Origin of the sequence: Pseudomonas sp. GW456-L13 (assembly GCF_017350115.1) — a bacterium.
GTDB classification, from domain to species: Bacteria; Pseudomonadota; Gammaproteobacteria; order Pseudomonadales; family Pseudomonadaceae; genus Aquipseudomonas; species Aquipseudomonas jessenii.
Window position 1 is genome coordinate 1120001 of the sequence record NZ_JACNAS010000001.1, and the last position, 19404, is coordinate 1139404.

A 19404-nucleotide genomic window follows, 5' to 3' on the forward strand; every position below is an offset into this window, starting at 1 on the left:
CATCAAGGTCACACACATCACCGGGAACTCCCCGCCCAACGATGCATCCTTGACCAGCACCGGGAAGCCCTGCTCTTCCAGGGCCTGGATACCAGCCAGAATCCCCGGGTATTTCGCCAGTACTTCCTGCGGCACATCCGGCAGGGCCATTTCGCCTTCGAGGATTTCGCGTTTGACCGCGCGCTCGAAGATCTCCGACAGGCACTGCACCTGGGCTTCGGCCAGGGTGTTGCCGGCGCTCATGCCATTGCTCAGGAACAGGTTTTCGATCAGGTTGGACGGAAAGTACACCACCTCATTGTCCGACTGGCGCACAAACGGCAGTGAACAAATGCCGCGCTGGGTGTTGCCGGAGTTGGTGTCGTACAGATGCGAACCACGCAACTCGTCATCCCGGTCGTAAATCTTCAGGCAGTACTCGTCGAGGATTTCAGTCGGCAGTTCGTCCTTCGGGCCAGGCTTGAACCAGCGCTCGTCCGGGTAATGCACAAACGCCGCGTTGGCGATGTCCTCGCCCCAGAACTGATCGTTGTAGAAGAAGTTGCAGTTGAGCCGCTCGATAAACTCGCCCAGTGCCGATGCCAGCGCGCCTTCCTTGGTCGCGCCTTTGCCGTTGGTAAAACACATTGGCGAGTGCGCATCGCGGATGTGCAGCGACCACACATTGGGAACGATATTGCGCCACGAAGCGATTTCAATCTTCATGCCCAGGTCAGCCAGGATGCCCGACATGTTGGCGATGGTTTGCTCCAGCGGCAGGTCCTTGCCCACAATGTAGGTGCCCGCCTCGCTGGTCGAGTGCGGCATCAGCAACGCCTGGGCATCGGCGTCGAGGTTTTCGACCTCTTCAATCACAAACTCAGGCCCGGTTTGCACCACCTTCTTTACCGTACAACGGTCGATGGAGCGCAAGATCCCCTGACGGTCCTTGGCGGAAATGTCCGCCGGCAATTCAACCTGAATCTTGAAAATCTGGTTGTAGCGGTTTTCCGGATCAACAATGTTGTTCTGCGACAGGCGGATATTTTCGGTGGGGATATTGCGAGTTTCGCAATACAGCTTCACGAAGTACGCCGCACACAACGCCGACGAAGCCAGGAAGTAATCGAACGGCCCCGGTGCCGAGCCATCGCCCTTGTAGCGAATGGGTTGATCGGCAATCACCGTGAAGTCGTCGAACTTGGCTTCAAGTCGAAGGTTGTCGAGAAAGTTGACCTTGATTTCCATGTGCGATTACCAGAATTACGAGCTAAACGATTTGGCCGCCATTATCCGGTTTTTCGGCACAGACCGTTAACTTTCCGCTATTTATCGATCAACACCACACCGCGCTCCTCAAGCAAGCGCACAAACATCGTCAGGCTCTGCGACACGGTCCCCCTGCGCCACACCAGCCAGGTGCGTAAATAGCGGAACGACTCCGACAACGGCCAGACACTGACCGTCGTGCATCCAGGCATGCTTTCGAGCATGCTGCGGGGCATCAGCGCCAGGCCGGCACCGGCGCTGACGCAGGCCAGCATGCCGTGATAGGACTCCATTTCGAAAATCTTGCCGGGCACCGCCGCGCCATTGGCGAACCAGCTTTCGAAATGATGGCGATAAGAGCAGTTGGAGCGGAAGGCATAGATGTTTTCGCCATTCACATCCTTGGCCCGATGAATCGGGTCATGGTTGATTGGGGCGATCAGGACCATTTCCTCCTCGAATGCAGGCACGCCCTCCAGCGCCGGATGCAACACCGGACCATCGACAAATGCAGCGGCCAGCCGCCCGGACAGCACTCCATCGATCATGGTCCCGGAGGGGCCGGTGGACAGGTCCAGTTCGACCTTGGCGTGCTTCTGGTTATAGGCGGCCAATAGCTCTGGAATACGTACCGCTGCAGTACTTTCCAGCGAACCCAGGGCGAAGGCTCCCTGCGGTTCTTCACCCGCCACGGTGGCGCGCGCCTCCTGAACCAGGTCGAGAATACGTCGAGCGTAATCCAGAAAGCTCCAGCCGGCCGGCGACAGGCGCAGGCGACTCTTCTCGCGAATAAACAGATCCACACCCAGGTCCAGTTCAAGCTGTTTGATTCTGGTCGTGAGATTCGATGGCACCCGGTGAATATGCTGGGCGGCCACGCTGATGCTGCCGTGCTCGGCGACAGCCTTGAAAATTTCGAGCTGAACCAGATCCAAGACATTCTCCAAACGTGAACGTTATGCTCAGTATTATTCAGTTTCCAGAAAACATATAGCCCCATAACCTGAGCACATTCCTACCTCGCAGGACGGTGCCATGACCAACGTATCCAGCCTTACCCATGCCATTTCGATCAACCCCGCCACGGGCGAGCAGATCGGCCATTACCCTTTCGAATCCGATTCGGCATTACAGGCCGCGCTGACGCGGGCCGCTACCGGGTTTCGCGCCTGGCGCGGCAAACCGGTTGAACAGCGCGCGCAACTGTTGATCAACCTCGGTCAGGCCTTGCGCAACAATGCACAGGCTATGGCGAACATGATCACCCAGGAAATGGGTAAGCCGATTGCTCAGGCCCGCGGTGAAATTGAAAAATGTGCGCAGCTCTGCCAGTGGTACGCCGAACATGGCCCCGCCATGCTGAGCCCGGAACCGACCCTGGTTGAAGGCGGCAAGGCACGCATTGAATATCGCCCCCTGGGCCCGATTCTCGCCGTGATGCCGTGGAACTTCCCCATCTGGCAAGTCCTGCGCGGCGCGGTCCCCACCCTGCTCGCCGGCAATACCTACGTACTCAAGCACGCGCCAAACGTCATGGGCAGCACCTACCTGCTGCTGGAGGCCTTCAAGCAAGCGGATTTCCCCGAAGGTGTTTTCGAGGTCATCAACGTCACCCCGGACGGTGTATCCAAGGCGATCGCCGATCCACGCATCGCGGCCGTCACCCTCACCGGTAGCGTGCGAGCGGGCATGGCCATCGGTGCTCAGGCCGGAGCCGCGCTGAAGAAATGCGTATTGGAACTGGGCGGCTCCGACCCGTTTATCGTTCTCGACGACGCGGACCTCGATGAGGCGGTAAAAGCCGCCGTGATCGGGCGCTATCAAAACACCGGACAAGTCTGCGCCGCAGCCAAACGACTGATAGTCGAGCAAGGCATTGCCCGGGAATTTACCCGCAAGTTCGTCGAGGCCACCCAACAACTGGTTGTCGGTGATCCACTGGCTACCACCACCTATATCGGCCCGATGGCTCGCTTCGATCTGCGCGATGAACTGGATCAACAGGTGCGCGACACACTAAAAGAAGGCGCGACGTTGCTGATGGGTGGAAAGAAGGCTGAAGGCCCAGGTAACTACTATGAGCCCACTGTACTCGGCGACGTGACCGATCAGATGACATCATTCAAACAGGAGTTGTTTGGTCCGGTGGCCTCAATCATCACGGCCCGAGACGCAGCCCATGCGCTGGAGTTGGCCAATGACAGCGAGTTCGGCCTCACCGCCACCCTCTACACGCGCAATGTTGAACTCGCCCAGCAGATGGCCAGCGAACTTGAAACCGGCGGCGTGTTCATCAACGGCTATAGCGCCAGCGATCCGCGTGTCAGTTTTGGTGGCGTGAAGAAGAGTGGCTTTGGCCGTGAACTCTCGCATTTCGGTGTGCGTGAATTCTGTAATGCACAAACGGTTTGGCTGGATCGGCGCTAGGGCCGGTATAAATAGGGGTAATTTTCAGACACGAAAAAGCCCAGCCTTCTCAGGCTGGGCTAATTCATTGAAAAACAGGGTCGGGACGGAGTGATTGAAACTCGCTCCCTGGCACCCCATACAGTTAATCAATACTCATCCCTGGTTCAATTTACCCATCTTCAAGCCCAGTAAAAACGGACCATCCTGCGCATCACTCTTCTCATCGAAGGCGATCAACATTCACACTCCATCGCACCGAAAGTTATTTATCCGGACAAGTAACCCCATTACCTTTCATCCTGTTACACCTTATTGAACAGTGATTACTTGACAAACTCTAACACTCACACTTTCCACAAATAACACCCCCCAATAACAGTCAGACCAACATCAATTAGTCTCGCTGACTTCTTATAACATTCGTTGACACTAAGACGTAGACACCCTAGATTAATGGCACTCTGCCAACGCCAAGACGACGCATCAACTTTTAAAAGTTAATGGAATGCTGAGTTTCTGAGTTATTTCATAACTGGTACAACGCATGAAATATGTAGACGATATTGCGAAACTCTTTACACGTTTTGGCGCCAATGCGGAGAGTTACCAGGAAATACAACCGAACTACAAAGATTTCAAAGACGACCCGGTTACACCAGAACTCGCTGAGCCAGAACCGTCGGTGGCCTTGCCTCCCCCAACACCAACACCAACACCAACGCCCCCTGTATTTCTAATGGACGAGCCACAGCCTTCTTTATTGGTTGGTGCGTTGGTCGAGCCTGTGAAGAATGTTGTCCTCTCGCAACCTTCACCCATATCCCCTCCCCTGACCAAGCCACCTGCGAGTTCTGCTACGTGCGATCGTCAGCGATTGAGCGACCTGTTGCGTGAACTCAACCAGGTTCGTCGGGACGGTCTACCAGAAATAACTCGCAAGCGGACCAAGGCGAAGGTCATTGCTATCGTTTCGGCGAATGGTGGAGTGGGTAAAAGCACCGTCGCCGCCGGCCTCGCAAAAACCCTTCGGCGCCCTGGCGGGCGTACCATCGCTATTGATCTGGACCCTCAGAACGCGCTGTCCGGCCACTTGGGTATCACCCGGCAGGTTCCCGGGCTGATCCAGCTCAAAGAACAGCACGCAGACTGGGGCGCTCATTGCCTGCCGGGCTTTAGCGACAGCGAGTGCCTGCCCTTCGGCACTGGCGAGGTGAACGACCGCCGATTGCTCAAGCAGTTGATGCTTGAAGATTCTGACTGGTTGAATCAGCACCTTGCGTCAATGAACCTCAGCGAAAACGATACCGTGATCCTGGACACTCCTTCGGGTGCGACCGTCTATTCGCAACAGGCACTCGACGCCGCCGATCTGGTGCTGGTAATGACGGTGGCCGACGCGGCCTCCTACCTGGCACTGGACACTATGACCCAGTGGCTGGAAACCAGCCCAAGACGCGCGCAGCGGCACCGGTATGTGCTCAACCAACGGGATGACTCGCGTTCGTTCTGCAGGGACATGGGCGTGCTGTTTCGGCGGCGGCTCGGCGCCAACCTGATCGGGACGATTCGCCTCGATCACCAGTTCAACGAGTCGCTGGCCTATGGTCGGGACCTGCTGCAGTACGCACCTGAGAGCATTGGCTGTCAGGACATTCTCTCGCTGTCAGGCGCGGTCCATGCCCTGCTTTTCGCGGATGCTTCCAGCCTGCAGGGCACGCCATGACCGCCCGGCTGAATCAGGCACCTGCGAAGGCGTGGTGGCTGGAGGAGCTATTGGACACTTTCCAGGCTCACGTCAGTCGATGGCCCAAGCGTTGGCGCCAAGGCCTGAAGCTCTCAGCCGTGTTGTTCGCCGCATTGCTGGTGCTGGGTATCCTCACCGCGCCGCTGAACCTGTATTCCCAGGCCGCGTTTGCTGTCGTCTGTTTCGCCACCAGCCTGATCATCCGCAAGCAAGCCGGGCGTCTGGCGATCCTGACGCTGATCACCCTCTCGCTGATCGCTTCGCTGCGCTACATGTACTGGCGCCTGACCGACACCCTGGGCTTCGACAATTGGCAGGATGCCGTATTTGGCTACGGGCTGGTGCTGGCCGAGCTGTATGCCTTGCTCATCCTCGTCTTCGGCTACGTACAGACCGCTTGGCCGCTGCATCGTAAACCGCAGTTTCTGCAACAGCCGCCCGCTGAATGGCCGACGGTAGACGTTTTCATTCCCACCTATAACGAAGCGTTGGGCATCGTCAAACTGGTGGTGCTTGCCGCTCAGGCCATCGACTGGCCCGAGGGCAAACTGCGGGTGCACATGCTCGATGACGGACGCCGGGAGGAATTCAAGGCTTTCTGTCAGCAGATTGGTGTCAACTACATCACCCGCGACAACAATGACCATGCCAAGGCCGGCAACCTCAACGAAGCACTCAAAGTCACCGACGGCGAGTTCATCGCCATATTCGATGCCGACCACGTGCCCACCCGCTCCTTCCTGCAGATCACCATGGGCTGGTTTTCAAAGGACCCGAACCTGGCGTTGCTGCAAACACCGCACTTCTTCTATTCACCCGATCCGTTCGAAAAAAACCTCGATACCTTTCGCTCGGTACCCAATGAAGGTGAGTTGTTCTACGGCCTGGTGCAGGACGGCAACGACCTGTGGAACGCAGCGTTTTTCTGCGGCTCTTGCGCGGTCATCCGGCGGACTCACTTGCTGGAAGTCGGCGGCATCGCCACCGAAACCGTGACGGAGGATGCGCACACGGCACTCAAGCTCAATCGCCGTGGCTTCAATACGGCCTATCTCGCCATTCCACAAGCGGCGGGCCTGGCCACCGAAAGCCTTTCCCGACACATCAGCCAGCGCATACGTTGGGCGCGAGGCATGGCGCAGATTTTTCGGACCGACAATCCGCTATTTGGCAAAGGTCTGAACCTGGGGCAGCGCATCTGCTACCTCAACGCCATGATGCACTTTTTCTACAGCCTGCCCCGGCTGGTGTTCTTGACTGCACCCTTGGCCTATCTGTTTTTCGACGCGCAGATTTTCCATGCCTCGGCGTTGATGGTCACGGTCTATGTACTGCCGCATATTTTCCATTCCAGCCTGACCAACTCCGCCATCCAGGGGCGTTTCCGCCATTCCTTCTGGAACGAAGTGTATGAGTCGGTTTTGGCCTGGTACATCATGCGACCAGTACTGTTGGCCCTGATCAGCCCTTCGCTGGGCAAGTTCAATGTGACCGACAAGGGCGGCACCATCGAGAAGGACTATTTCGACTGGAAGCTTGCACGGCCTTACATCGTGCTGCTGACCTTGAACATGATCGGTCTGGTGATTGGCGTGATGAAGCTGGTCGGGAGTGATTCGGCCGAGGTCACGACCCTGCTGATCAACCTGGCCTGGACCGTGTACAACATCATCATCGTCAGCACCGCCGTAGCGGTGGCCACTGAGTCCTCCCAGGTACGCAACGAACCCAGGGTGCCCGCTGACCTGCCCGTGCGTGTCTACCGCGAAGACGGCACCTGGTTCGATTGCAAAACTCAGGACTTCTCACAAAACGGCGTGGGTCTGGCACTGCCACCGCAGGTGCAGCTCAGCGTCGATGAGAAGCTGCGGCTGTGCATTTTGCGCACGCCGCCTTCAAGCCTCTTTCCCGCAACAACGATCTTCAACAACGACGGCGTGGCAGGCGTGCAATTCGAGGGCCTGACCCTGCGCCAGCAAAGCGAACTGGTGCGACTGACCTTTTCACGGGCCGACACCTGGGCCAATACCTGGGGTAACGGCCGCCTCGACGCGCCCATGTCGGCATTGCGCGAGGTCAGCAGCATTGGCTTACGCGCCATCCTGCGCTTGTTCGTTGCAAGCCTGAAGGACAGCCACGCGCTGCTGCGCAAACGCCCCGACACTCCATCACCCATCGACTCCACCGCGGACACGCAACGATCTTGAAGCCTTCCACTCGCCGGACCTTTCTTCCTCGTCGCTCACTCATGCTGATCGCCTGCTCGCTAGTGGGCTGGAACGGCTGGGCATTGAGTGCTGCCGCCCAAATCAGCGCCACAGAGCCGGCGGTGTTGCCGGTCGCATCGTTGCCCGTGACCGATGCCCCGGGCAACAGCTATACCCGCACCCTCAAGGAGCTGGGCAAAAGCTATTCGATGACCCTAAAAGGCGTGGAGGCGACCGACAGTGTGAATTTCGATGTGCGCGCCGATGAGGTCGTCACGGCTGCACAGGTCACGCTGCAGTACAGCTACTCACCGGCGCTGCTGGCCGACCTTTCGCAAATCAACGTGCTGATCAACGATCAAGTGGCCGCCAGCCTGCCCCTCCCGAAGGAAGAGGCCGGTAAATTGCAGACCCGGACCGTGCAGATTCCGCCGCAGACCATCACCGAATTCAATCGGCTCAGCCTGCAGTTCATCGGTCATTACACGATGCAATGTGAAGACCCTTTGCACTCCAGCCTTTGGGCCAGGATCGGCAACGAGAGCCAGCTGAGCCTCCAGGTGACGTCGATTAAACAGCCCAACGACCTGTCCGCTCTGCCGCTTCCCCTGTTCGATCGTCGAGACGCCTCGCCCCTGAAGCTGCCCTTCGTGTTCGCCGCGCGCCCGGGCGGTCCTGAACTTGAGGCCGCCGGGATCCTGTCGTCCTGGTTTGGCGCCCTGGCCAGCTACCGTGGCGCAACCTTCCCCGCCAGCCTCACCAGCCTGCCGGCCAAGGGCAACGCGGTGGTGTTTGTCATCGGTAACGAATCAACGACCTTGAGTGGTTTGCCGATCAAAGAGGCCACGGGGCCGACATTGACCCTCATGAGCAACCCGAATGATGCTCAGGGCAAACTGTTGATCGTCTCCGGGCGCGATGGCGCCGATCTCAAGGTCGCCGCGACAGCGTTGGTCCTCGGCGGCTCGGCCTTTTCCGGGCAGAGCGTGGTGATCGACCGGATCGACTCGCTCAAGCCACGCCAACCGTACGACGCGCCAAACTGGCTGCCCTCCGATCGCCCGGTTCGCCTGGGTGAGCTGGCCAAGCCCGCAGAACTCAATGTGTCGGGTTACAACCCGGGACAAATGACGGTGGCGCTGCGCTTGCCACCCGACCTGTTCAACTGGCGTGAGCCCGGTGCGCAACTTGACCTGAAATACCGCTATACGCCGCAACCGGTCTCCACAAACTCTTCGTTGCTGATCAGTTTCAACGACACCTTCATCAAGTCGATCGACCTGCCCTCGATCGAGAAACTCGGCAACAGCGACAGCCTGCTGTCGATGCTCAAAACCGACGACAGCCTGGCCCGCACGTCGCGCATGCTGTTGCCGCTCAATTCAGTTGCGCTGCAATCGCGCCTGCAGTTTCGCTTCATGTATGACTACATCAAACAGGGCGAATGCCGCGACATCATCATCGACAACATGCGCGGTGTGATCGACCCGGACTCGACCCTGGACCTCAGCCAGTACGAACACTTCATGGCCATGCCCAACCTCGGGGTGTTCAAGGACAGTGGCTTCCCGTTCACCCGCATGGCCGACCTGTCTGAAACATCGGTGATCCTGCCCGACGAGCCAGGCCCGGCCGATCTGAGCGCCTATCTGACCCTGCTGGGCCGCTTCGGCGACTCCACCGGTTATCCGGCCACCGGCGTTAAGGTGGTCCACGCCGATCAGGTGGCCGAGCAAAGCGACCGGGATTTGCTGGTGCTCGCCTCGGGCAACAATCAGCCGCTGCTACAGCAATGGCAAAGCCTTCTGCCGGCTAAAGGCGAAGACGCTGCGCAGTACTTTGAACTGTCTGACCTGCCCTTGCGCCTGCGCAACTGGATCAGCCCGGATACGAAAACCAATCTACGCGAAGCGCGCAGCAGCTTCAGGTTTAGCGCTGAGGACGGCAGTGCTTATCTGACCGGATTCGAATCGCCGCTCAAGAGTGGCCGTAGCGTGGTGTTTATCGCCGGCACAAGGCCAGACGGCCTGGCCGACGTGACCAACGCCCTGCTCAGCAGCGAAGAAAATGCCCAGCAATTGCAAGGCAGTCTGGTGGTGGTCAGGGGCAAGCATGTCGAGTCGTTAGTCGCCGAGCAGGATTACTACGTCGGGCGCCTGGGTCCGTTGCGCTATCTGCAGTGGTACCTCTCGCAGAACGTAATTGCGCTCATGCTGTTCACCCTCCTCGGGGTCCTGCTGCTTGCTTGCATGGCCTATCTGGCCCTGCGCTTACGGGCCAAACGTCGTCTTGGCCAATGAGCGGCGCAGGCCTGTGTCGTCCATGAGCAGCCGGGGTACTTCACTTTGCCAGGGCCTGTGCGGTAACGCGCGCAGGTTGAGCGCGGTGCTTGCGCTTGCCCTGCTGGCGCCGGCGATAGCGGCCGCAAACTCCTGCGAGTCGCCAGCCTGGCCACTGTGGCAAACCTACGCAACGCGCTTCGTCCAGGACGACGGCCGGGTTCTGGAATCGAGCCTGAAGAGCAATCACAGCACCTCTGAAGGGCAGTCCTACGGCATGCTCTTCGCACTGATCGGCAACGATCAGCCACGCTTCGACACGCTCTGGCGCTGGACCTCGGCCAACCTCGCCGGCGCAGACATCGCCACACGCCTGCCGGGCTGGTTATGGGGGCAAGGCACGGACGGTCAGTGGCGCCTGCAAGACGCCAATTCGGCCGCCGACGCCGACCTGTGGATCGCCTACGCCCTGCTCGAAGCCGCACGCCTGTGGGATCGGCCGGACTATCGCCAGGACGCCCTGCACCTGATGGCGACGATCGAAGCGCAATTGGTCGTCAACCTGCCCGGGCTGGGTCCGATGGTATTGCCTGGACCACAGGGCTTCGTCCAGCCGGACGCACTCTGGCGCCTGAACCCCAGCTACCTGCCACTGCCACTGTTACGGCGGCTGGCCAAGGAAGCACCGTCCGGGCCCTGGCAAGCGATTGCCCGCAACACCGCGACGATGATCGCCCAATCCAGCCGCCACGGCTTCGTCGCGGACTGGGTCGGTTATCAAGGCACTTCAGCGCAATCGGGTGTTTTCGTCAGCGACCCGATCAATGGCGACACGGGCAGCTACGACGCCATTCGCGTGTACCTCTGGCTGGGCATGAGTGATACCTCCGAGCCGCTGGCAGCGCTGCTGCTCAAACGGCTGGACGGCATGGCCCGCAACACCGTAGCGACGGGTTCCCCCCCGGAAACAGTCGAGGTTCGCCACGGCAGTGCCCGGGGTCAGAGCCCGTTCGGATTCCGGGCTGCGCTGATTCCCTACCTTCAGGCCAAGGGGCAACCCGGGTTGGCCGATCAGCAGCGACACCGCGTGGAACTCGCCTTGCGCGAGGCACTGGCCAGGCCTGATGCCGACGTCGGTCCGCCGCGTTACTACGACTTGATGCTCAGCCTGTTCGCGCTCGGCTGGGCAGATAAACATTACCGATTCCGGGAAGACGGAACGCTGAAACTCTCCTGGGAGACCGCATGCACGCGCACCACCGCACGCTAGTCATCGCCGCCATGAGCGCATGGACGGCTGCTGCCCACGCTCAAAGTCCGACGCCACAGACATTACTCGTCGAGCAAGGGCAGTACTGGCAGTTGCACAAAAACCCTCAACGCGCTGCGGAAGTCTGGCGGAAAGTCCTGCTGCTGGACCCGGTCCAGGTTGACGCACTGTATGGCCTGGGTTTGATCGGCGTGCAACAGGGCAAGCCACAACAGGCGCAGCAATACCTCGCCCGCTTGCAGGCCATCGAGCCAGCGCCTCGGCAGGCACTGCAATTGGCGCAGGATATCGCCCTGGCACAACCGCAGAGCCAGCAGCGCCTGGAAGAGGCTCGGCGCCTCGTCGATGCCGGTGAGCGCGACAAGGCGACCGCCGAGTTTCGCTCGCTGTTCGATGGCCGTCCGCCTCAAGGCACGATCGGTCGCGAGTATTACAACAACCTTGCCTTCAATCAGGCTGACTGGCCTGAAGCACGCAGCGGATTTCAGCGCCTGCAACGAGAAATGCCCAATGACTCGATCGTCGCGCTGTTTTACGCCAAGCATCTGGTGCGCCATGAAGACAGCCGTGCCGAAGGTATCCGCGCCCTGGCCGCGCTGACCCAGCGTACCGACATTGCCGGTGATGCCGACGAAAGCTGGCGCCTGGCGCTGACCTGGATCGGTCCACCCAATCCGGCACAAGTGCCGTTGTTCGAGGCGTACCTCAAGACGCATCCGGATGACGTGGAAATTCGGGCGCAGATGGACAAGGGCAAGCAACAGGTAGTAGCAACGACGGCCAGTAAGGGATGGCAACCGCCCGCCGACGTCGCGCGCGGCCTGAAGGCGCTCAAGGCAGGCGATCAGGCCACCGCCGAACAGGCTTTTCAAGCGCGCTTGAAAAGCCAACCCGATGATGCCGATGCGCTGGGCGGTCTTGGGGTTGTTCGCCAACAGCAACGCCAACTGGCCGAAGCGGAAAAGCTCCTGGGTCAGGCCACGCGACAACCTGACGGCAGCCAGTGGCAGGTGGCGCTGAACGAAGTGCGCTACTGGTCTGCGTTGCAGCAGGCTCGGGACGCCCAGGCCAAAGGCCAGACAGCCCAGGCACAGGCCCAGGTAAACCAGGCGCTGCGTCTGGCCCCGAACGGGGTGGACGCTCGCCTCGCCCTGGCGGATATTCAGGCCAGCGCGGGCCAGTTCGATGACGCTCAGGGCAACTATCGCCTGGTATTGAACCTGCGCCGCGACGACCCTCAAGCACAGGAAGGGCTGGTCAACGTGCTGCTCAAGAGCGGCAAGAACGATGAAGCGCTGCAACTGATCAACAGCCTGCCCGCCACCGGGCAGGCAAAGATCGGCCAGTCCGCACGCCTGAAAGCCTTGCGTGCGACGCAACTGGCCGCCCTCGCCGAACAACGCAACGACCTGCCCGCAGCGCGCAACGCCTTGCAAGACGCGTTGCGCTACGAACCGGACAACATCTGGACGCGTTTCGCCCTGGCCCGCCTGAACCTGGCGATGGACGAACCGCAAAAGGCCCGGGACCTGATCAACGCCATGCTCCAGGCCCATCCCGACAATGCCGATGCGCTTTACGTCAGCGCCTTGCTGTCGGTCCAGTTGGGTGAGTGGAAAGCCGCACAGACAACATTGGGACGCTTGCGCCCCGACCAGCGCACCCCGGACATGCAAGCGCTGGCCGCTGATGTCAGCCTCAACCTGCAACTCAGCCAGGCGATAGAGTTGGGCAAACGCGGACAGCGCCAGGAAGCCCTGACCTTGCTCGATCGTATTCAGCCGATGGCCAACAACAGTCCGGATCGCACAGCGAGCCTGGCTACGGCCTATGTCGACATCGGCGAACCGACCCGTGCACTGGCCCTCATGCGCGGCCAGTTGCAACACACCACGGCGCCCTCGGCGGATTTCATCCTGCAATACGCCGCTGTCCTGCTTAAATCCGGAGAAGACGCACAGGTCAACGAGATTCTGCGCGACCTTCAGAACAGGCCCTTGAACGCGCCGGCTCGCAAGCGTTTCGACGACCTGCTCTACCTCTATCGCATCCGCCAGGCTGACCAACTGCGTGAACGCGGCGATCTGGCCAATGCCTATGACACGCTGGCGCCCGCACTGGCACAACGTCCCGGTGACAGCGCTGCCGTCGCAGCCCTGGCGCGGATGTACTCGGCCAATGGCGACACGGCAAAAGCCCTCGAACTCTACAAACCGCTGTTACAGCGCCAGCCAAACGACCCACAACTGCTGCTGGGTGCTGCCGACGCGGCGGTGCTGGCACATGACACGGCCTTTGCAGAACAGGCGCTGCAACAGCTGCTCAAGACCGAATCCGGTAACCCTCAAACGCTGACCGAGGCCGCACGTCTCTACCAGAACATGGGCAAAACCGGCACGGCCACCGATCTGCTGCGCAAGGCAGTGGCCATCGAACAGAACGAGAAACGCAGAAGCCAGGGCGGCCAACTGGCCGGTTCGACGGTGGCGCCCAACCCTTTTGCCGGGGTGTCGGGTTCACGTAACGAAGTCAGTCGCGACACCTTGCTGGCAGCCATCCCGCCACCGGCTCAAGAGATGCCGGGCCGCATGACGTCCCACACCCCTTTCGGCGTCGATGCCCCGCCAAGGCCGCAGCAGGCGAGCAATCCATTCGAGTCGCAGCTGCCACGTGCAGCATTGGTGAGCGAGGACATCAGTCCCGCACAACTGGCACTGAGTAAAATCCTCCAGGAGCGCAGTGCCTACGTGACCCAGGGCGTGAGCATTCGTAGCAACGACAGTGAGTCGGGACTGAGCAAACTGACCGACATTGAAACACCGCTGGAAATCAATATTCCGCTGGATGAAAGCCGCGTCGCCCTGCGCGTGACGCCGGTCTCGCTGAACGCCGGCAGTGCCAGCAGCGAGGCGTTGTCGCGTTTTGGCAATGGTGCGCAGAGCGGCAGCGTCGGTTCGCAAAAAGCCGAGGGCGTCGGCCTTTCCGTCGCCATTCAACGGCCCGCGGATGGGCTCAAAGCCGATCTCGGCACCACCCCCCTCGGCTTCAAATACAGCACAGCCACCGGCGGCATCAGCGTTGATCGCCCCATCAGCGACACCTCTAATGTCCGTTACGGCGTGAGCGTTTCCCGGCGTCCGGTGACTGACAGCGTCACCTCGTTTGCCGGCACCACGGACAAACGCAGCGGGCAGTCCTGGGGCGGTGTGACCGCCAACGGCGGGCGCGGCCAGTTGAGCTTCGACGACAACGAAGTCGGCGTATATGGCTACGCCTCCTGGCACCAGTTATTGGGCAACCATGTCGAGTCCAACAGCCGCAGTGAACTGGGCAGCGGTGTGTACTGGTACCTGCAAAACGCAACGGACAGCAAACTGACCGTCGGCCTGAGCATGACCGGCATCAGCTACGCCAACAACCAGGACTATTTCACATACGGCCACGGCGGCTATTTCAGCCCGCAGACGTTCTTCGCCCTGGGCGTACCGGTGACCTGGGCACAACGCACCGGGCGCTTGACGTATCAAGTCAAGGGTTCGGTCGGCGTGCAGCACTTCGAGCAGGACAGCGTCGACTATTTCCCGACCGACAAAGCCCTGCAGGCGGCCTCGGGCCTGCGCTACGCCGGGCAAAACAAAACCGGGATCGGCTACAGCGTCGCCGCGGCGGCTGAATACAAGGTCGCTTCGAACTTCCTGCTGGGCGCCAATCTGGGCCTGGACAACGCCCGCGACTACCAACAAATCAGCGGTGCCCTGTCCTTGCGCTACCAGTTCGAGGAGATCAACGGCCCCATGAGCCTGCCGGTCAGTCCGTACACCTCGCCTTATTCCAACTGATCATTCTGGAGCTTTCGATGCCCACTTCTGCCCTTGCCGGTCTGACTCTCCTTGTCCTTGGGGAGAGCCACATGAGCCTTGCGGACCATTTGCTGGAGCCGCTGCACGACAACCTGACGCGCCAAGGCGCCCAGGTCCACTCCATCGGTGCCTGCGGCGCCAGCGCCGGCGACTGGCTGATCAGCAAGAAGGTCGACTGCGGTGCCGAGCGCAAAGGCAACGACAAGATCGTGATCAAGGGCCGTGACGCCACTACCACACCGATCCAGGACCTGATCGCCGCCGACAAGCCCGACCTGGTGGTACTGGTCATCGGCGACACCATGGCGTCCTATGACAAGCCGGTGTTTCCGAAGGCCTGGGCATGGCAAAGCGTCACCGGCCTGGCCAAGGCCATCGCGGCCACCGGGACCCGTTGCGCCTGGGTGGGCCCGGCCTGGGGCAAAGCCGGTGGCATGTACCAGAAGAATGACGCCCGCACCCAGTTGATGTCGCAGTTTCTGGCCGCAAACGTGGCGCCTTGCACCTACATCGATTCGCTGACGTTTTCCAAACCCGGACAGTGGATCACCACCGACGGCCAGCACTTCACCGTCGCCGGTTATCAATCCTGGGGCAATGCGATCGGTGATGCCGTGGCCAAACTGCCCGCCGACCGCATCAGCAGCACAGGAGCCGGTAAATGACCCGATTCGCATTCAGCTGGGCACTGTTCGCGCCCTTGATGCTGAGCCTGCAAGCCGAGGCTGCCGACATTGCCCTGTACCCGACGGGCCCGGATCAGGACTCGGCCTTCCTGCGCTTTATCAACGCCGCCGACCACCCCCTGCAACTGCTGGCCGAAGGCTCGCGGGCTAGCCTCAAACTCGAAGGCACCCATGCTGTGTCCGACTACTTGCCCGTGCCCGCCAACCAGCCGATCAAGGGCACCCTGGAACGCAACGGCAAGAGCCAGCCGCTGGACATCCAGGTGGCGGCAGGCGAATTCGCCAGCGTGATCGCCTTGCCGGATAGCGCACAAGGTATCCGCCAGGTCGTCATCCGTGAGCAACCCGACGACTTCAATAGCCTGAGGGCCTCGCTGGCGTTTATCAGCGCCGATCCTGCGTGCACCCAGGCCGGTTTGCGCGCTGCGGGGAAGAACGCCGACCTGTTCAAGGAAGTGGCCAACGGCAGCGTGCAACGCCGAGCGATCAACCCGGTCAGCCTGTCGGTTCAATTGGTCTGCGCCCAAACCAACGTCGGTGCCCCGCTTGACCTGGGCCAGCTCAAGGCCGGCGAGCGCTACAGCGTCGTGCTGCTGCCTGGCGCAAATGGCCCTTACCTGTTGCTCGCGACTGACGTCCTGGCCCACTGATCGGATCGCGCCACCACCATGGTTTTTGCTTCTCTCGAGTTTCTGACGTTGTTCCTGCCGCTGTTCCTGTGTGCCTATGCAGTGTGCCCAACCGCCTGGCGCAACGTCACGCTACTGATCGGCAGCTGGCTGTTCTATGGCTGGTTGAGCCCACAGTTCCTCGCGGTGCATGTGGCGCTGACGATCACGGCGTGGGTCGGCGGCTTGCTGATTGACGCCTTACGGGAAGAAAGCAAGGGCCGCGTACGGCTACTCGCAACGCTGATCGTGCTCAACACGGCGGTGCTGTGCTGGTACAAGTACGCCAACATCGTCGCCGGCACCTTGATCGATGCCGCCACCTGGTACGGCGCCATGCCCCTGGACTGGCAGCGGGTCATCATGCCGGCCGGGCTGTCGTTTATCGTATTGCAGGCGATTTCCTATCTGGTGGATGTGCATCGCCACACCGTGCCGGTTGAACGCAGCTTCATTAACTACGCCACCTATATTTCGATGTTCGGCCATTCGGTCGCCGGCCCCATCATTCGCTATGACTGGGTTCGGCGCGAGCTGAATCAACGTTGTTTCAACCTGCAGAATTTCTCGCTGGGTGCGCGCAGGTTCATGGTCGGGATGAGCATGAAGGTGCTGGTGGCCGACACCCTGTCGCCCGTGGTCGATGTGGCGTTCAATGTGCAGAACCCAAGTTTCTCTGACGCCTGGATAGGCTGCGTTGCCTATTCCTTGCAACTGTTCTTCGACTTCGCCGGCTACAGTGCCATGGCCATTGGGCTGGGACTGATGCTGGGTTTTCACTTTCCCGAGAACTTCGACCGTCCGTATCTGGCCAACAGCATCCAGGACTTCTGGCGCCGCTGGCACCTGTCGCTGTCCAGCTGGTTACGTGACTATCTGTACATTCCGCTGGGTGGCAATCGCAACGGCACCTGGAAAACCTACCGCAACCTGTTCCTGATCATGGCCATCGCCGGCCTCTGGCACGGTGGCGACAGCTGGAACTACCTGTTGTGGGGCTGCGCCCATGGCCTCGCGTTATGCGTTGATCGTGCCTGGAGCCGTTCCACCCTGCCCTCTGTACCGCCGGTGCTGTCCCATGGCCTGACTCTACTGTTTGTGTGCCTGGCCTGGACACTGTTCCGCGCCCCCGACTTTCATAGCGCGTTGAGTCTGTATGCCGGGCAGTTCGGCCTGCAGGGCATCGCCCTCGGTGATGAACTGTCCGTGACCCTGCGCCCGGTACACGGCCTTGCAGGCTTGCTGGGTGTGTTCGGTGTCATCGCACCACTGCTGCGCCCTTACTGTGAGAAACGACTGGGCGGCATTGCGTTTTACGCCGCAGCCCTTTGGCCCATCGCCGGTTTCATGCTGTCGTTCGCACTGATCGCCAGTCGCGAAACCGTACCTTTCCTGTACTTCCAATTCTGATGACGACCCCAAAGCACACCCCGCCACCCACTCAGCCAGATGAGCTGGCGACACGCAGCAGTCGGCTGGCAGGCGTGGCGTTGCTGATATTCCTGTTCATCGGGCTGCTGTCCTCTGGCCGTCTGATCGTCTCAGGGCAGATCTCGCTGTTGCCCGATAAAGTGCTGACCCCGCAGCTTTTTGACGGCGATATCACTCATCGGATCGCCAGGGAACTGTCGAACGCTCAACTCCCCACGACCTTCGCCGAGCTGGAGCGCGGTGTCAGCTGGCTCCTGCTCAGTGACAGCGGGCCAAGGGTTCGCTCGGGTTGTCCTGACTGGTTGTTTTTGGCCGATGAGCTCAAGGTCAATCATCAAGCACAGCGCAATGCCGATGCCAAAGTCCAGGCAGTGATTGATCTGAAGCAGCAGCTCTCCCAACGTGGCATCAGCCTGCTGGTGGTCATCGTTCCAGACAAGAGCCGCATCGCTTCCGGGCAGCGTTGCGCACTGCACCGCCCAGCCACTCACGAAAGGCGCATCCAGGCCTGGACCTCGAAGCTGGATGTGGCTGGCGTGGCGAATCTGGACCTCACCGGTGCGCTGACGCCACTGGGGGCCAGTGCCTGGTTGCGCACCGATACGCACTGGAGCGAGTCCGGCGCGAAGGCGGCGGCCGAGGCTATCGCGCAGCGACTGAAGACCCTGGGCATCAGCGCAACGCCACGCAGGTCGTTCAACGAAAGTCATGCCCCGCTCGCGGTGCGACCTGGCGATCTGGTCCATCTGGCGGGCATCGACTGGCTGCCGCTTAAATGGCAACCCGCACCCGAAATGGTCGCCCAGACCAGCACCCACGAACTTCCCGTTGCGTCAGCCGCCAGCCCTGACACGGAGGCAGACCTCTTTGGCGATGCCGACCTCCCCAACACCGCGCTCATCGGCACTTCATTCTCACGCAACTCCAACTTTGCAGGGTTTGTGCAGCAGGCGCTGGGCGCCCCCGTAGGCAACTTCGCCAAAGACGGTGGAGCGTTCTCTGGCGCTGCCAACAGCTACCTCAACAGCCCGGCCTTCAAAGAAACGCCGCCAAAGCAAATCATCTGGGAGATCCCGGAGCGGGACCTGCAGTCGGCTTACATCGAACCCATTGCCTATCGCTTGTTGCGGTAGGCATGCCTTCCCTTAAACTCCACCAGGAACGCGCCTACACTGAAATGCACAGCGATTGAGAGGACATGGAGCTCCACGCATGCGGACTAGCGCCCTTGTGATACTCCTTATCAGCTATGCCGTGCTGATGGTGATTTTTTTCAAGCTAAATGCTCGAAACAATCGACGCCGCAGAGAGGGTCTTTACGAAGCTTTTGAAACGACTATGCGACAGCATGGGATCAAATCTTTCGAGATCCTCAAGGAAAGTATTTATATCGGTAACAACTTTCGGCCATCAGAACTGTGCCGGGTATTGCTGGACGATTCAGGGCACTACTTTCTTTACTTGCACGCCAGCAACGCGCAACCAACTTTAACGCCGCTGACCGAGGAGCGAGCGTTACAAGCTGCACAGGGTGACATAGGAATTCAGGCATAGATCATCGCAACCGCTGCCACCAGTCACCTCCGGGGAGAGTGCGTGTAA

13 protein-coding genes (1 of these 13 running past the window's edge) are annotated in these 19404 nt (G+C 60.3%); 11 read left to right on the forward strand and 2 right to left on the reverse strand.

The annotated features are described in order from the left end of the window. Together J4D25_RS05000 and J4D25_RS05005 are read right to left on the reverse strand one after the other, a co-directional pair. Positions 1 to 1227 carry the 5' portion of an OsmC domain/YcaO domain-containing protein gene (locus tag J4D25_RS05000; protein WP_057715524.1) on the reverse strand. 978 nt of this gene lie to the left of the window's left edge, so 1227 of the gene's 2205 nt are visible here — the first part of the coding sequence; it begins with the start codon at positions 1225 to 1227; its stop codon lies beyond the left edge, outside the window. Between the two features lie 77 nt (positions 1228 to 1304). Then, complete coding sequence (locus tag J4D25_RS05005) at positions 1305 to 2183, reverse strand: LysR family transcriptional regulator (RefSeq protein WP_057715525.1); 879 nt, start codon at positions 2181 to 2183, stop codon at positions 1305 to 1307. Positions 2184 to 2283: 100 nt separating this feature from the next. On the opposite strand from J4D25_RS05005, the gene J4D25_RS05010 reads away from it, so the two are divergent. The 11 genes from J4D25_RS05010 (at position 2284) to J4D25_RS05060 (ending at position 19356) form a co-directional block, all read left to right on the forward strand. Further along, positions 2284 to 3675, forward strand: a complete 1392-nt coding sequence (locus J4D25_RS05010; protein WP_057715526.1) for an aldehyde dehydrogenase family protein — start codon at positions 2284 to 2286, stop codon at positions 3673 to 3675. Positions 3676 to 4201: 526 nt separating this feature from the next. Next, positions 4202 to 5380 (forward strand): cellulose biosynthesis protein BcsQ, encoded by a 1179-nt coding sequence (gene bcsQ, locus J4D25_RS05015; RefSeq protein WP_057715527.1) that lies wholly within the window; start codon positions 4202 to 4204, stop codon positions 5378 to 5380. Then, a complete protein-coding gene (gene bcsA / locus J4D25_RS05020; RefSeq protein WP_057715528.1) occupies positions 5377 to 7608 on the forward strand; it encodes a UDP-forming cellulose synthase catalytic subunit in 2232 nt (743 codons plus the stop codon). Before bcsQ ends, bcsA begins: the two co-directional genes overlap by 4 nt. Beyond that, positions 7605 to 9908 carry a cellulose biosynthesis cyclic di-GMP-binding regulatory protein BcsB gene (bcsB, locus tag J4D25_RS05025; RefSeq protein ID WP_258536483.1) on the forward strand — a complete coding sequence of 768 codons (2304 nt, stop codon included), beginning with the start codon at positions 7605 to 7607 and terminating at the stop codon, positions 9906 to 9908. Before bcsA ends, bcsB begins: the two co-directional genes overlap by 4 nt. Positions 9909 to 9930: 22 nt before the next feature. Further along, on the forward strand, positions 9931 to 11157 hold the full coding sequence (gene bcsZ, locus J4D25_RS05030) for a cellulose synthase complex periplasmic endoglucanase BcsZ (protein WP_057715530.1): 1227 nt from the start codon (positions 9931 to 9933) through the stop codon (positions 11155 to 11157). Next, on the forward strand, positions 11133 to 14996 hold the full coding sequence (locus J4D25_RS05035; RefSeq protein ID WP_057715531.1) for a cellulose biosynthesis protein BcsC: 3864 nt from the start codon (positions 11133 to 11135) through the stop codon (positions 14994 to 14996). The genes bcsZ and J4D25_RS05035 overlap by 25 nt, the downstream gene beginning before the upstream one ends. A gap of 17 nt (positions 14997 to 15013) precedes the next feature. Continuing rightward, on the forward strand, positions 15014 to 15682 hold the full coding sequence (locus tag J4D25_RS05040) for an SGNH/GDSL hydrolase family protein (RefSeq protein WP_057715532.1): 669 nt from the start codon (positions 15014 to 15016) through the stop codon (positions 15680 to 15682). Beyond that, complete coding sequence (locus J4D25_RS05045) at positions 15679 to 16353, forward strand: alginate O-acetyltransferase AlgF (RefSeq protein WP_057715533.1); 675 nt, start codon at positions 15679 to 15681, stop codon at positions 16351 to 16353. Before J4D25_RS05040 ends, J4D25_RS05045 begins: the two co-directional genes overlap by 4 nt. Positions 16354 to 16371: 18 nt before the next feature. After that, positions 16372 to 17781 carry an MBOAT family protein gene (locus J4D25_RS05050; RefSeq protein ID WP_057715534.1) on the forward strand — a complete coding sequence of 470 codons (1410 nt, stop codon included), beginning with the start codon at positions 16372 to 16374 and terminating at the stop codon, positions 17779 to 17781. Next, entirely contained in the window at positions 17781 to 18935 is a 1155-nt protein-coding gene (locus tag J4D25_RS05055; protein ID WP_057715535.1) for a cell division protein FtsQ, read from the forward strand. The genes J4D25_RS05050 and J4D25_RS05055 overlap by 1 nt, the downstream gene beginning before the upstream one ends. A gap of 79 nt (positions 18936 to 19014) precedes the next feature. After that, a complete protein-coding gene (locus J4D25_RS05060) occupies positions 19015 to 19356 on the forward strand; it encodes a hypothetical protein (protein ID WP_057715536.1) in 342 nt (113 codons plus the stop codon). Positions 19357 to 19404: the final 48 nt, after the last annotated feature.